The organism is Pseudomonas chaetocerotis (genome assembly GCF_015712105.2).
GTDB classification, from domain to species: domain Bacteria; phylum Pseudomonadota; class Gammaproteobacteria; order Pseudomonadales; family Pseudomonadaceae; genus Aquipseudomonas; species Aquipseudomonas chaetocerotis.
The window spans coordinates 454,875-468,368 of record NZ_JACFYX020000002.1 but is presented as its reverse complement, the minus strand read 5'-3'; the positions used below and the strand labels follow the sequence as shown (position 1 = coordinate 468,368).

The 13,494-nt window shown below is 62.0% G+C and carries 12 protein-coding genes; 7 read left to right on the top strand and 5 right to left on the bottom strand.

Annotated features, from left to right (window positions below; genetic code table 11):
* The first annotated feature begins 35 nt into the window (after window positions 1-35).
* Genes H3221_RS06155 through H3221_RS06145 form a run of 3 tightly spaced genes read left to right on the top strand, consistent with a single transcriptional unit; the run spans window position 36 to window position 3,074 of the window.
* Window positions 36-485 (top strand): tripartite tricarboxylate transporter TctB family protein, encoded by a 450-nt coding sequence (locus H3221_RS06155; RefSeq protein WP_196476699.1) that lies wholly within the window; start codon window positions 36-38, stop codon window positions 483-485.
* A gap of 10 nt (window positions 486-495) precedes the next feature.
* Entirely contained in the window at window positions 496-2,031 is a 1,536-nt protein-coding gene (locus H3221_RS06150; RefSeq protein WP_196476700.1) for a tripartite tricarboxylate transporter permease, read from the top strand.
* Window positions 2,028-3,074, top strand: coding sequence for an Ldh family oxidoreductase (locus H3221_RS06145; protein ID WP_196476701.1), 1,047 nt, complete (start codon window positions 2,028-2,030; stop codon window positions 3,072-3,074). Before H3221_RS06150 ends, H3221_RS06145 begins: the two co-directional genes overlap by 4 nt.
* A gap of 112 nt (window positions 3,075-3,186) precedes the next feature.
* Here H3221_RS06145 and H3221_RS06140 read toward each other — a convergent pair whose 3' ends face one another.
* A complete protein-coding gene (locus H3221_RS06140; RefSeq protein ID WP_224490506.1) occupies window positions 3,187-4,158 on the bottom strand; it encodes a LysR substrate-binding domain-containing protein in 972 nt (323 codons plus the stop codon).
* Window positions 4,159-4,344: 186 nt separating this feature from the next.
* Between H3221_RS06140 and dctP the strand changes: the two genes are divergently transcribed.
* The 4 genes from dctP to H3221_RS06120 all read left to right on the top strand — a co-directional run bounded on the left by dctP (window position 4,345) and on the right by H3221_RS06120 (window position 9,114).
* Complete coding sequence (dctP, locus tag H3221_RS06135) at window positions 4,345-5,370, top strand: TRAP transporter substrate-binding protein DctP (protein WP_196476702.1); 1,026 nt, start codon at window positions 4,345-4,347, stop codon at window positions 5,368-5,370.
* 69 nt (window positions 5,371-5,439) lie between these two features.
* Window positions 5,440-5,994, top strand: a complete 555-nt coding sequence (locus H3221_RS06130; RefSeq protein ID WP_196476703.1) for a TRAP transporter small permease subunit — start codon at window positions 5,440-5,442, stop codon at window positions 5,992-5,994.
* Window positions 5,995-6,009: 15 nt separating this feature from the next.
* Complete coding sequence (locus H3221_RS06125) at window positions 6,010-7,311, top strand: TRAP transporter large permease (RefSeq protein ID WP_196476704.1); 1,302 nt, start codon at window positions 6,010-6,012, stop codon at window positions 7,309-7,311.
* Window positions 7,312-7,377: 66 nt separating this feature from the next.
* A complete protein-coding gene (locus H3221_RS06120) occupies window positions 7,378-9,114 on the top strand; it encodes an IlvD/Edd family dehydratase (protein WP_196476705.1) in 1,737 nt (578 codons plus the stop codon).
* A gap of 177 nt (window positions 9,115-9,291) precedes the next feature.
* Here H3221_RS06120 and H3221_RS06115 read toward each other — a convergent pair whose 3' ends face one another.
* The 4 genes from H3221_RS06115 to H3221_RS06100 all read right to left on the bottom strand — a co-directional run bounded on the left by H3221_RS06115 (window position 9,292) and on the right by H3221_RS06100 (window position 13,484).
* Window positions 9,292-10,497, bottom strand: coding sequence for an alpha-hydroxy acid oxidase (locus H3221_RS06115; RefSeq protein WP_196476706.1), 1,206 nt, complete (start codon window positions 10,495-10,497; stop codon window positions 9,292-9,294).
* 133 nt (window positions 10,498-10,630) lie between these two features.
* Window positions 10,631-11,479, bottom strand: coding sequence for a fumarylacetoacetate hydrolase family protein (locus H3221_RS06110; RefSeq protein ID WP_196476707.1), 849 nt, complete (start codon window positions 11,477-11,479; stop codon window positions 10,631-10,633).
* A complete protein-coding gene (locus H3221_RS06105; protein ID WP_196476708.1) occupies window positions 11,476-12,396 on the bottom strand; it encodes an NAD(P)-dependent oxidoreductase in 921 nt (306 codons plus the stop codon). Before H3221_RS06105 ends, H3221_RS06110 begins: the two co-directional genes overlap by 4 nt.
* Before the next feature lie 65 nt (window positions 12,397-12,461).
* A complete protein-coding gene (locus H3221_RS06100) occupies window positions 12,462-13,484 on the bottom strand; it encodes a TRAP transporter substrate-binding protein (protein ID WP_196476709.1) in 1,023 nt (340 codons plus the stop codon).
* Window positions 13,485-13,494: the final 10 nt, after the last annotated feature.

Sequence of the window (13,494 nt, the reverse complement as noted above, 5' to 3'; positions counted from 1 at the left end):
CGTTTGCCTTTACTCGGTTGTATGAGAGCTCATCCATGAAAGACCTCCTGTTCGGTCTGATCTTCATCGCCCTGGGTCTGGGTGTATGGCTGATGGCCCGCGAGTTTCCGGTAGTGCCCAGCATGCAGTACGGCGCCGATTTTTTCCCCACGCTGATCGCCATAGGCATGGCCGTCGGTGGGGCATTGCTCAGTTTCAGCGCCGTACGCCAGCTGCGCGCTGAAGGCACTGACGGCACATTCGGGTTCGGCCTGCCGCCACTGGGCGTGTTACTGCCTTGCGCACTGGTCGTGGCCTACATCTACCTCAGCGAAGTCATCGGCGCCGCCCCGATGATGCTGTTGATCATGCTGACGCTGCTGATCCAGCGTGGCGTACGCCTGATGCCATCTCTGGTCATCAGTCTCGTGGCCACCGCAGTCATCAGTCTCTCCTTCGGTCACCTGCTCAAGGTTCCATTGCCCATCGGGCCCCTAGGTTTCTGAGGAGCCATCCATGAACGCATTACTCGACGGCATTCTGCTCGTCTTCAATTTCCAGACGCTGCTGGTGATCCTGCTGGCCGCTCTTTTCGGTGTCTTCGTCGGCGCCATTCCGGGCCTGTCCGCCACCATGGCTGTCGCGCTGCTGGTCCCGATCACTTTCGCCATGGACCCGACCGCTGCCATTGCGGCAATCATCACCACCGCGGCCATGGCCATCTTCGCCGGCGACATTCCAGGCACCTACCTGAACATCCCGGGAACACCTGCCTCTGCCGCCTATGTTGCCGACTCTGCGGCTCTTGGCAGGGCGGGACGAGCGCGTGAAGCACTGGGCCTGAACCTTACCTGCTCGGTGATCGGCGGCCTGACCGGAACACTGGTGCTGGTCATGATCGCCCCTTCCCTGGCCGAATTTGCCCTCAACTTCAGCTCGTACGAATACTTCTGGCTGGCCGTACTCGGCCTGGGCAGCGCGGTATTCATCTCCACAGGCTCGGCGGTAAAAGGCTTCCTGTCGTTGATGGTCGGCCTGCTGCTGGCCACGGTCGGCCTGGACATGGTCACCGGCGCGCCGCGCTTCACCTTCGATGTGCCCGACCTGATGGGGGGCATCAACTTCATCCCGGTAATGATTGGTTTCTTCGCCATGTACGAGGTGATGAAGCTCTACTCCATCCCCCGCGACAAGACGCGCGAGCAGGACGTGGCGCAAACCATCGCCCCCCAGCATGGCAGCGTCTTCGGCCTGGTGCCAACGCACCTCAAGCGCTACTGGAAGAACGTGATTCGCGGCAGCAGCCTGGGTGCCTTCATCGGCGCGCTGCCCGGTGCCGGAGCGGACATAGCCGCCTGGATCTGCTACGCCGTCAGCAAGAAGCGTTCGAAAACCCCCGAAGCCTACGGCAAAGGCCATGTCGAAGGGTTAGTGGATGCGGGCTCCGCGAACAATTCTGCCGTCGCAGGTGCCTGGGTCCCGGCGCTGGTTTTCGGTATTCCGGGCGACTCGATCACCGCCATCGTCATTGGCGTGCTGTACATGAAGGGCATGAACCCCGGCCCGACCATCTTCATGGACAACAGCGCCATGGCCTACGGCCTGTTCACCGCGTTCTTCGTCGCCAACCTGATCCTGTTGCCGATCGGTTACCTGGCGATCCGCAGTGCCCATATCTTCGCGGTGACGCCGACGCGTGTGCTGATGCCGATCATCCTGTGCTTCTGCATCGTCGGTGCCTTCGCCATCAACAACAGCCTGACCGATGTGTGGATCATGCTGGCCTGCGGCGTCGCTGCCTACCTGATCGCCACCGCCGACTTCCCCATCGCCCCCGCCATTCTCGGCTTGGTGCTGGGCAACATTCTCGAAACCAACTTCATGACCTCGATGATCAAGGCCGACGGCAATCTGCTGGCCTTCGTCGAGCGCCCGATCAGCATCGGTCTGGCCCTGCTGGTACTGCTGGTAGCCCTGTTCCCGGTGCTCGCCAAGTACTGGCGCATGCGCTATCCGCGCGCCCTGTCCTCACCCAAGGAAGCCATCGAATGAGCCGCATCGCCCCGGAACAACTGGAACACTTCATCAAGCAGCTCTTTCTCGGGGCAGACGTCAGCCCCGACGTCGCCACGGTGGTCAGCCGCGTGCTGGTCGAAGGCGATCTGCTCGGTCATCACACCCACGGCGTGAAACTGGCCCAGGGCTACCTCAAGGACCTGCGCGCAGGCCAGGCCAAAGGCAACGCCGAAAGCCTGCAGGTCATCCGCCAGACACCGGCGGCACGGCTCTACGACGCCGATTACCTGCTCGGCCCGTACTGCGTCGAACAAGCGCTGGACTTCACCGCCGAGGCCGCGCGTACCTTCGGCATCGGCGTCGCGAGCATCCGTCGCTCGCACCATATCGCCTGCCTCGCCGCCTACCTGCAACGCTATACCGAACAGGATCTGATCGCGCTGGTGTTGACCTCCGATCCGGCGGTGGCCTCGGTGGCGCCGCACGGCGGCCTCGACCCGGTATATACGCCCAACCCGCTGGGCATAGGCATTCCCACCGGCGAGAAACCGATTCTCATCGACGTCAGCATGTCGACCATCACCAATGGCCTGGTGAACAAGACCCACCAGGCCGATGGCCAGCTGGAACACGCCGCGCTGATCGGCCCGGATGGCCAACCGACCCGCGATACCGCGGCCTACTTCGGCACGCCGCCGGGCGCGATCCTGCCGCTGGGCAGCCTGGAGTTCGGCCACAAGGGCTTCGCCCTCGGCACCATGATCGAGGCGCTGACGGCGGGGCTGGGTGGTTTCGGCCGCAAGGATGGGGTCAAGCAATGGGGCGCTGCGGTGACCGTGCTGACCTTCGATCCGGCCTTCTTCGGTGGCGTCGATGAACTGAAAGCGGAGATGGATCACTTCGTCGGTGCGTGCCTGGAGAGCCGCCCACGCGTGGCGCAAAATCCGGTGCGCATGCCGGGCCACGCAGGCATCGCACGTCGGGAAAAAGCCTTCGAGCAAGGCCTGCAATTGCCGGACGATGTGCTGACGGCGCTAAGCGGTGCGGCAAGCGAAGCGGGCTTCGATTACCCCTTCTGACTGCGCGTAAACAGGTCATTGCACGAAGCTGAAACTGCGACGCTGGCCAGTCAGCGCTTGCTACCGAACACAACGAAATGATCGCAAACAGCGGGCAAGTGCTCCAGGCTTTTCAGAGCACCGCCCGCTCCACTACCGCCAACAACTGCGCACTCTCACGCAATAGAGCCAGTACGCTTTTGGCAGCAGGGGACAGCAACTCCTCGTTCTTGGTGATGATGCCGTAGGCCATCAGGTTGCGGTTGAGGTCATCCTCGATTCCCGCCTCCAGTTCGGCGATAGCCAGCATGCCGTAACGCGCATAGTGCGCCACCACCTCACGCGGCAGCACGGTAAGCATGTCGTTCTGCTCAAGCAGCGTGGTCACCATCAACAGGTTCTCGGCATTGACCACCTTGCTCGGCGGGTACATGCCGACGTGCTGGAAAAGAGCGTCGAATTCATGCCGCAACACGCTGCCAGAAGGTGGCAACACCCAATCGGCAGCATGCAAGTCCTCGCGCGACAGCACGTGAGTGATCAACCCAGCCCGCGCGCAGACGCACAACGGCTCTTTGTACAAGGGCTCGAAACACATGCCGCTCTGGGCGCTGTCGGCAAAGAAACGCGCGACCAGAAAATCCAGTTCGCCATCGTTGAGAATCGCCATCAGGTCAAGGCTCGACCCCGTACGAATACTCAACTCCAGATTCGGGTGGCTCTGTTTGACTCGTCGCGTCAGCTCCGGGAGCAGCTCGGCACAGGGCGTGAGAATGGTGCCGATACGCACGTGCCCGCGCTGACCGCCGCGCATCGCAAAGATCTCATCGAAGGCGTCCTCGAGGCTGGTCTGGATGCGCCGTGCATGACGAATCATCGCTTCACCATAGAGCGTCGGCACCACGCCACGGGCATGGCGCTCGAACAGGGCGACCTCAAGGCCGTCCTCCAGCTCCTTGAGCAACTTGGAGATGGCCGGCTGGGAGATCCCCAGACCTTCGGCGGCACGATTGAGGTTGCCGGTATCACCCAGCGCTACCAACAAGGGAATGTGCCGGCTCTTCAGTCGGGCCCGGACAAACCAGCTGCTATTGAGAGGCTTCATGGAAAACCAGACATATCAATTTGTATATTGAAAAAGCACAAATACATATTTGTTGATGATCTCTCGCCTGTCTACTCTCTACCCTCAGAATTACAGATGCCGCACTATCCGTCTGTTTTTCGCAGCGGCTCTATTTCGGGCCTCTGCGCTAGAAAATGCCCTTATAAAAATAACCGGAGAGGCACCATGAAACTCACTGCAACCCCTTACCGCCTAGGCAAGGGCATCGCGGCCCTGGCCTTGATCCTGAGCTCCACCAGCGCGCTGGCGAAAGAGGAATGGAAGTTCCAGATCAACGTCAATGCCGGCGATGACGAATTCCGCATCGCCCAGGAATGGGCCAAGAGCGTCGGCCAGAAAACCAACGGCGAAATCCTCATCGAGGTGATGCCGACCGGCACCATCGTCGGCAACAACGAGACCCTGGACGCCGTCGGCGCCGGCATCATTCAGGGCCACATCACCGACCCTGGCTACTTCTCCGGCAAAAATCCGGCCTTCGCCGTCTACGGCAACATGGTAGGTGCCTGGAGCGATACCTCGACCTTCCTCGATTACATGCGCAATGGCGGCGAGGACGGTTACAACCGTCTGGTCGAGCCCTATAACGTGCACCTGATTCGCGCCGGAGCTGTCGGCGTCGAGTCGCTGATCACCAAGCGGCGCATCGAAAAACTCGACGACTTCAAGGGCCTCAAGGTCCGTGCACCTGAAGGCATGGTATCGAATGCCTTCAAGCTGGTCGGCGCAGCACCGGTGAATCTGCCGACCTCCGAGGTCTACACGGCGTTGGAAAAAGGCGTGATCGATGCCGCCGACTACACCGTGTTCGCCACCAACTATCAGCAGGGCTACCACAAGTACGCCCCTTTCGCGATTTACCCCGGCTTCCATTCGATGCCGATGAAAGACATCTCCATCAACAAGGCCATCTGGGATGGGCTCAGCAATGAGCACAGGCGCATTCTCGAAGAGTCGGTGGACAGCTTCACCTCTCAGTTGATCGGAGACCTGCAGACCAAGGACGAAGAGCAGGTGGCAATCGCCAAGCAGAAAGGCGACGTCACCCTGACCACGCTCCCTGCCGAAGAGCTGAAGAAATTCCGCCAGATTGCCCGCGCCGAGTGGAGCGCCTGGCGTGACCGCAGTCCTGAGGCCAAGGAAGCCGTCGACTCGATCCAGGCTTACTTGCAGAGCAAAGATCTGCTCTGACGCCCTTCTTCGACCCACACTCAGCGCGCACAGCCCTGGTTTCGGCCGGGGCTGACGAGGAGCTTTACAGTGAAACTGCCGCAATCATCGAGTGACGGTTCTCTGCCCGTCACAGCACCCACGCCTGGCCAGAACCGTTTCGATCAAGTCATCCAGCGTATCGGTCAGGCTGTCGCCTGGCTGGTATTCGTCGCCATGCTGGTCAGCGTTTATGAAGTGATCATGCGCTATGGATTCAATGCCCCCACGGACTGGGCTCACGAGACCACCACGTTCCTGGTCGCGACGATCTTCGCTCTGGGCGGGCCTTACGCGCTGGCCACCAACAGGCACATCCAGATTCGCATCCTGCTCGACCGTCTTTCGCCGCAAAAACGTTCCTGGCTGGACATGTTGAACCTGCTCCTGGGCATCCTGTTCTGCCTGGCCATCGGCTATGCCGCCTGGGTGCTGGCTTTCAATGCCACTCATGCACCGGACGGCAGTTGGCGCCTGGAAACCTCCGGCTCCTCGTGGAACCCGCCGCTGCCCGCCTTCATCAAGATCATCATCCTGATCTCGATCGCCCTCATGGCGCTGCAGCAGGTGGTGCGCATCAGCCAGCACTGGCGCAAGAACCCATGACCCCGGAATCGCGCCATGAGCATTGAAATCGCAACTTATCTGATCATTTTCGCCATTTTCGGTCTGCTGATACTGGGCCTGCCATTGGCCTATGTCACTGGCCTGGTGGCGGCAATTTTTACCCTGGGATGGTTCGGCCCGATGGCCGTGCCCCTGGTGGCCAGCCGCATGTTCGGCTTCATTACCGAATACTCGCTGGTCGCTGTTCCCATGTTCGTCTTCATGGCCGGGCTACTCGACCGCTCCGGCCTGGCACGCGACCTGTTCAACTCGATGCGTTTCTTCGCAGGGCGACTGCCCGGCGGGGTAGCGGTACAGACGCTGGTGGTGGCGTTCTTCCTGGCCGCCATCTCCGGAATCATCGGCGGTGAAATCGTCCTGCTCGGGTTGCTCGCCTTGCCGCAGATGCTGCGCCTGGGTTACGACAAGCGCATCGCCATCGGCGTGGTGTGCGCCGGTGGCTCGCTCGGCACCATGGTGCCGCCATCCATCGTGCTGATCATCTATGGCCTGATCGCCAGCGTCTCGATCGCCGACCTGTTCAAGGCAGCGATAGTGCCGGCATTTCTGCTGATGGGTTGCTACATGATCTACGTGGTGGTGATGTGTACGCGCTACCCGCAGATGGGCGGCGCCAATCTCGAGCAGGAGGACCATTCCCCACGCCTCACGGTCGCCGAGGCCTTCAGCGGCATGTTCTACCCGGTGGCCATTGCCGGTCTGGTACTCGGCAGCATCTACGGCGGTATCGCCTCAGTCACCGAGGCCGCCGCCATGGGGGCTCTGGGCGTGCTGCTTGCAGTGATCGTACGCGGTGAGTTCACCGTAAAGCTGCTCCAAGGCAGCCTGACCCAAACGCTGGAAACCTGCGGGATGATCGTCTGGATCGGTATCGGTGCAGCCTGCCTGGTCGGGGTCTACAACCTGATGGGTGGCAACCGCTTCGTCTCCTCGGCGATCACCGGTCTGGATGTAGCGCCCTTCGTCATCATCCTGGTGATGATGCTGATTTTCCTGGTGCTCGGCATGATCCTCGACTGGATCGGCATTGCCATGCTGTGCCTGCCGATCTTCGTGCCGATTGTCGTGCAGCTCGGCTATGACCCGGTCTGGTTCGGCATCCTCTTCGCCGTAAGCATGCAGGTGTCCTACATATCACCTCCCTTCGGCCCGGCGGCCTTCTACCTGAAAAGCGTGGCGCCCCCGGACATCAGCCTTACCGACATCTTCAGGTCGATGGTGCCGTTCATCTTCATCCAGCTGTTCGTGCTCGGCCTGTTGCTGTACGTGCCGGCGCTCTCGACCTGGCTGCTGTAACCCACTCTCTTTTTCGATCAACCCGAAAGGCCCTGGGCGGCCTTTCGCTCCCTGGCAGGTTTTCTCATGACAGATAAACGTCCCCTACGCTCTGCCCAGTGGTTCGGCAGCGCCGACAAGAATGGCTTCATGTATCGCAGCTGGATGAAAAACCAGGGCATTCCGGACCATGAGTTTCAGGGCAAGCCAATCATCGGTATCTGCAACACGTGGTCCGAACTGACCCCCTGCAACGCGCACTTTCGCAAGATCGCCGAACACGTCAAGCAGGGTGTACTGGAGGCCGGCGGATATCCGCTGGAGTTCCCGGTGTTCTCCAACGGGGAATCGAATCTGCGCCCCACAGCCATGCTTACCCGCAACCTGGCGAGCATGGATGTCGAGGAAGCGATTCGGGGCAACCCGATAGATGCCGTGGTACTGCTGACCGGCTGCGACAAAACCACACCGGCCCTGTTGATGGGCGCCGCGAGCTGCGACGTACCGGCCATCGTCGTGACCGGCGGGCCAATGCTCAACGGTAAGCATCAGGGCAAGGATATCGGCTCCGGCACGGTGGTCTGGCAGCTCAGCGAAGAGGTCAAGGCCGGCAAGATTTCGATTCATGACTTCATGGCCGCCGAGGCGGGCATGTCGCGCTCGGCGGGTACCTGCAACACCATGGGTACAGCCTCGACCATGGCTTGCATGGCTGAAGCCCTGGGCACCTCACTGCCGCACAACGCAGCGATCCCGGCGGTCGATTCTCGGCGCTACGTACTGGCCCATTTATCAGGTATGCGCATCGTCGAAATGGTCCATGAAGACCTTCGCCTGTCGAAGATACTCACCCGTGAAGCCTTCGAGAATGCGATTCGACTCAATGCCGCAATCGGCGGCTCGACCAACGCGGTTATCCACCTCAAGGCCATCGCCGGGCGCATGGGCGTCGAACTGGAGCTGGACGACTGGACCCGGGTGGGTCGTGGCACGCCTACCATCGTCGATCTGCAGCCCTCCGGTCGCTTCCTGATGGAGGAGTTTTACTACGCTGGCGGCCTGCCCGCCGTCATTCGCCGCCTCGGCGAGAACGGCCTGCTCCCTAACCCGAAGGCATTGACGGCCAACGGCAAGAACCTGTGGGAGAACTGTAAAGACGCACCGATCTACGGTGACGACGAGGTAATCCGCCAGCTCGGCAACCCATTGCGCGCGGATGGCGGTATCTGCGTATTGCGCGGCAACCTGGCGCCCAAGGGCGCCGTGCTAAAGCCCTCGGCAGCCAGCCCCGCCCTGATGCAACATCGTGGCCGCGCGGTCGTCTTCGAGGACTTCGACGACTACAAGGCGCGGATCAATGACCCCCATCTGGATGTCGACGAAACCTGTGTGCTGGTCATGAAGAACTGCGGCCCCAAGGGTTACCCGGGCATGGCCGAAGTCGGCAACATGGGTCTGCCACCCAAGGTGTTGGCCAAAGGCATCACCGACATGGTGCGCATCTCCGATGCACGCATGAGCGGCACTGCCTACGGCACCGTGGTCCTGCATGTCGCCCCGGAGGCTGCCGCCGGTGGCCCGCTGGCCGTGGTGCAGAACGGGGACTTCATCGAACTCGACTGTGCCAATGGACGCCTGCACCTGGATATCTCCGACGCCGAGCTGCAGACGCGTCTGGCGGCCTGGCAGCAACCGCAAGGCCTGCTCTGGGACGGTGGTTATCGCCGCCTCTACGTCGACCACGTGCTGCAGGCCGACGAAGGCTGCGATTTCGACTTTCTGGTTGGCTGTCGCGGCTCTGCCGTACCGCGGCATTCACACTGAGTCGATCCAGCGTCGAGGCAAGCGAGGCGCGTGCAAACCCGGCCCCGCGAAAGTAGGGCCGGGGAGAGCTCCGGTCTATGCAGACATGAAGAAGGGCGCCTCGGCGCCCTTCTTCATGTTGGCAATAAAAAACCGCCTCGTACCGCAATCGTGGGGGAGTACGAGACGGAGGGAAAACTAGGCGCGAATGCGCTCGGCCAGCGCACGCCAGTGCGGAGCGTGGATCAGGTCGGGGGTGAGTTCCTCCAAGCTGCTGCAGCCGAGCAGGCCCAGGGTGCGATCCAGCTCCGTGCGCAGGATGCCGATGGCATGCGCCGCACCCGGCCCCTTGCCAGCGGCCAGGCCGTACAGGCCGGCGCGCCCGATCAGCACGCCGCTGGCGCCCAAGAGCAGCGCCTTGGCGATGTCGCTGCCGCGACGGAAGCCGCCATCGAGGAAGATTTCCATCCGCCTCTGGTTGATGCGTGCGACCTCCGGCAGGGTTTCCAGCGCCGAGACCGCGCCATCGAGCTGACGACCGCCGTGATTGGACAGCACCACGCCGTCGACGCCGTACTGCAGGGCCAGGCGCGCGTCATCCGGGTGGATCATGCCCTTGACGATAAGCTTGCCGTGCCAGAGGTCGCGCAACCAGGCGATATCGTCCCAGCTCAGGGTCGGGTCGAGCTCGGCCGCCAGCGCGCTGGCTGCCCCTTTCACCGAGTCCTTGCCGGGCGGTAGCAGGTCACCGAGGTTGCGAAAGCGCGGCACGCCATCGGGCACCAGCACGTCCCAGATCCACTCGGGGTGACACAGCACATCGAGGCGGTTGCGCAGGTCCAAGTGCAACGGTTTAGCGTAATTGCGCTTGTCCCACTCGCGGTTGCCGAAGATGGCGCTGTCGGTGGTTACCATGATGGCTTCCAGGTTCAGCCGTTTCACCCGCTCGACCAGCTTGGCCACGTGGTCACGAGTGCGATACAGGTAGATCTGCATCCAGGCGCGGATGCCGTCAACAGCGGCGATGTCCTCGATGGAGGTGGTCGAGGCATTGCTCAGTACGAAGGGAATGCCGGCGTCTGCCGCAGCGCGAGCCAGGTGCAGGTCGCCGTCACGGGTCAGCAGGCCGTTGAAGCCGGTCGGGCCGATCATGAACGGCACTTGCGAGGTGCACCCGAAGAAGCTGCGCTCCAGGCTGCGCTGGCCGACATTGCGCAGGGTGCGCGGCTGCAGGGTCACGCTCTCGAAGATCGAGCGGTTGCGCTTGAGGGTGAACTCATCGTCCGCCCCACCTTCGACGTACTCGAAGGAGAAATTGGGCAGGCGGCGACGGGCCATCTCGCGCAGCTCTTCGATGTTCTGCGCACGACGAAAATCGCGCCCCGGGTAAAGGCGTCGTTGCATGATTGGTTCTCTACAGGTTGCGAACAAGAGTTAGCGAGGGAATGCCTCTGCTCTCGGGAAAGTCCTTACGGACGCTTCAACCCTCTCCCCCAGCCTCTCTCCCGCATGCGGGAGAGGGGAGCAAAGGGCAGCCTCAGCGCTGCCAGGCAACTACTTCCTGGCACTGCTCACCAAGCCCACTGATACTCAGGCACATGCGGTCGCCGGCCTTGAGAAACTGCGGCGGCTTCATGCCAGCGCCCACGCCCGGCGGCGTGCCGGTGCAGATCACGTCGCCCGGGTTGAGCGTCATGAACTGGCTGATGTAGCTGACGATCTCGTCGATGGAAAAGATCATCGTGCGGGTGTTGCCGTTCTGCCGGGTCTCGCCGTTCACGCTCAGGTGCATGTCGAGATTGCGCAGGTCGGCAATTTCGTCGGCCGTGACCAGCCACGGGCCGATGGGCGCGAAGGTGTCGCAGCCCTTGCCCTTGTCCCAGGTGCCGCCCCTTTCGAGTTGGTAGGCACGCTCGGACACGTCGTTGACGATGCAGTAGCCGGCAACATGCTCCAGCGCCTGTTCACGCTCGACATATTGCGCCTTGCGGCCAATGACGATGCCCAGTTCCACTTCCCAGTCGGTCTTCTGTGCACCGCGCGGAATGATCACCTGATCGTTCGGCCCGCAGATGGCACTGGTGGCCTTCATGAACAGCACGGGCTCGCTGGGCACCGGCAGGTTGGATTCCTTGGCGTGATCGGCGTAGTTCAGGCCCACGCAGATCAGCTTGCCGACATTGGCGATGGGGGTGCCGATACGCACGCCCTCCTCGACTCGCGGCAGGCTGGCCGGATCGAGCGCACGCAGCTCATCGAGCGCCTTGGCGTCGAGCGTCCGCGGGCTGATATCGAGCACATGCTGCGACAGGTCGCGCAGGCTGCCGTCGGCAGCGACCAACCCCGGCTTCTCTTGGCCCGGCGGGCCATAACGCAACAGTTTCATGCCTGTTCCTCTTCCTTGTAGGCACGTACACGCACGCCGTTGATTTCACCCAACACATCGAACAGGCGCGGTACGTACTTGTCGCCATGACCCAGTACCTTGGCCAGCATGAAGGTCTGGTACACCGCATCGGACACGATGCCGGTGGTTGGCGTCATCTTGGTCAGTTCGGTGTAATAGCGCATGTCCTTCTCGCAGTTGGCCAGGGCGAACTGCTGGCCGGAATCGTCGCCACGCAGGACGTAGGGAATGATCCGCTCGAAGGTTCGGCTGTAACCGCCGCTCATGCTGCAGATCTCGGCGAACGCAGCCAGGTCGATGCCGTTTTTCGCCGCCGTGCAGAAAGCCTCGGCGAGGATGGTGGCATTGCCCTGGGAAATGAAGTTGTGGATGACCTTGGCCTTGTGGCCCGAGCCCAACGGGCCAAGGTAGTGGATGGTCTCGGAGAAGCATTCGAGCACCGGCCGTACCTGCTCGAGCACTTCGGCATCGCCGCCAGCCAGCACGTTGAGGCGCCCGGCCACAGCATCCCTGGGTGTACGGTTGACCGGTGCATCGAGGTAATGACCGCCGTGCGCAACCACCTGCGCGGCCAGCTCGGCGGTGCGATTCGGATCACCCGTGCTGCAGTCGACGACGATCTGCCCCGGGCGCAGGCCAGCGAGGATACCGGTCTCGCCAGCCAGAGCGCGGCTGACTTCCGCCGTGCCTGGCAGACACAGCAGCACCACGTCGACGGCACGCGTCAGCTCGGCGGCGTTGGCGTATTCGCGGGCGCCCTTGCTGACCAGATCCTCGACAGGCTGGCGGTTACGGTGCGCCGTGACAGCGAGGCTGAAACCCTTGTTCTGGATGTTGCTGGCCATGGCATGGCCCATCAACCCGAGGCCGATGAACCCAACATTGATAGCGGTCATGAGACTCCACCTTGCATGTGGCGGCGATGCCCGGCACATGCGGTGCCGAGCAAGGTCGCAAAGGGTTACTGAGCGTTGCGCACCTTGGCGATCTCGGCGTTCATTTCGGCCATCAGCTCAGGGCCATATTCGGCCACCAGCTTGTCGACTGTCGGACGCACCTGCTCACGCATGCGCTGGATTTCCTCAGGCGCGACTTCGTTGATCTGCATGCCATGCTTGGCCAGCGCTTGGCGCGAGCTGACATCCATTTCGCGGGAGACCTTGCGTTCGTAAGCCTGGGCTTCCAGAGATGCGCTGCGGACCAGCTCACGCTCGGTTTCGTTGAGCTTGTCCCAGGTACGCTTGCTGAAGATCGCCACCAGTGGATCGTAGAAGTGGCCTGTCAGCGACAGGTACTTCTGCACCTCGTAGAACTTCGAAGTCTCGATAGCTGCCAGCGGGTTCTCCTGGCCATCCACGGTGCGGGTTTCCATCGCGGTGTAGAGCTCGGTGAACGACAACGGCACCACGTTGGCACCCAGCGTACGGAAGGATTCGATGGCAGTAGGTATCTGCTGCAGGCGCAGTTTCAGGCCCTTGAGGTCCTCGACCTTCTCGACCGGATGCTTGCTGTTGGTGACGTGGCGGAAGCCATGATCCCAGTAACCCAGGCCGATCAGGCCGTGCGGTTCCAAGGTGGTCAGCAGGTTCTGCCCGGCCGGGCCGTCGAGCACTGCGTCGACCTCTTCGGTGTCCTGGAACAGGAACGGCAGACCATACAGGGCGAAACCCTTCTCGATACCCGAGAGCAGGCCGGGAGTTACCAGCGTCATGTCGACAGTGCCGCCCTGTACGGACGAGATCACCTGCGCATCGCCACCCAGAGTGCCGCTGGCGAACACCATGACCTTCATCTTGCCGCCGCTCTTCTCCTTGATGATCTCGGCGAATTTCTGCGCGCCCAGGCCGTGCGGGTGATCCTTGGCCTGGACGAAGGCGACCTTGAAGTTGTGGCGATTGATCTCTTCGGCAGCCTGAGTGGCGGCAGACAGCAGCAGGGCCGAAGAGCAAAGCAGTGCGGCGAGGACTTTAGGGATGAACGTCATGGTGTTTCCT

Coding starts and splice junctions, on each gene's coding strand:
- H3221_RS06155 (WP_196476699.1), top strand. CDS start 36: ATGAAAGACCTCCTGTTCGGTCTGATCTTCATCGCCCTGGGTCTGGGT.
- H3221_RS06150 (WP_196476700.1), top strand. CDS start 496: ATGAACGCATTACTCGACGGCATTCTGCTCGTCTTCAATTTCCAGACG.
- H3221_RS06145 (WP_196476701.1), top strand. CDS start 2,028: ATGAGCCGCATCGCCCCGGAACAACTGGAACACTTCATCAAGCAGCTC.
- H3221_RS06140 (WP_224490506.1), bottom strand. CDS start 4,158: ATGAAGCCTCTCAATAGCAGCTGGTTTGTCCGGGCCCGACTGAAGAGC.
- dctP (WP_196476702.1), top strand. CDS start 4,345: ATGAAACTCACTGCAACCCCTTACCGCCTAGGCAAGGGCATCGCGGCC.
- H3221_RS06125 (WP_196476704.1), top strand. CDS start 6,010: ATGAGCATTGAAATCGCAACTTATCTGATCATTTTCGCCATTTTCGGT.
- H3221_RS06120 (WP_196476705.1), top strand. CDS start 7,378: ATGACAGATAAACGTCCCCTACGCTCTGCCCAGTGGTTCGGCAGCGCC.
- H3221_RS06115 (WP_196476706.1), bottom strand. CDS start 10,497: ATGCAACGACGCCTTTACCCGGGGCGCGATTTTCGTCGTGCGCAGAAC.
- H3221_RS06110 (WP_196476707.1), bottom strand. CDS start 11,479: ATGAAACTGTTGCGTTATGGCCCGCCGGGCCAAGAGAAGCCGGGGTTG.
- H3221_RS06105 (WP_196476708.1), bottom strand. CDS start 12,396: ATGACCGCTATCAATGTTGGGTTCATCGGCCTCGGGTTGATGGGCCAT.
- H3221_RS06100 (WP_196476709.1), bottom strand. CDS start 13,484: ATGACGTTCATCCCTAAAGTCCTCGCCGCACTGCTTTGCTCTTCGGCC.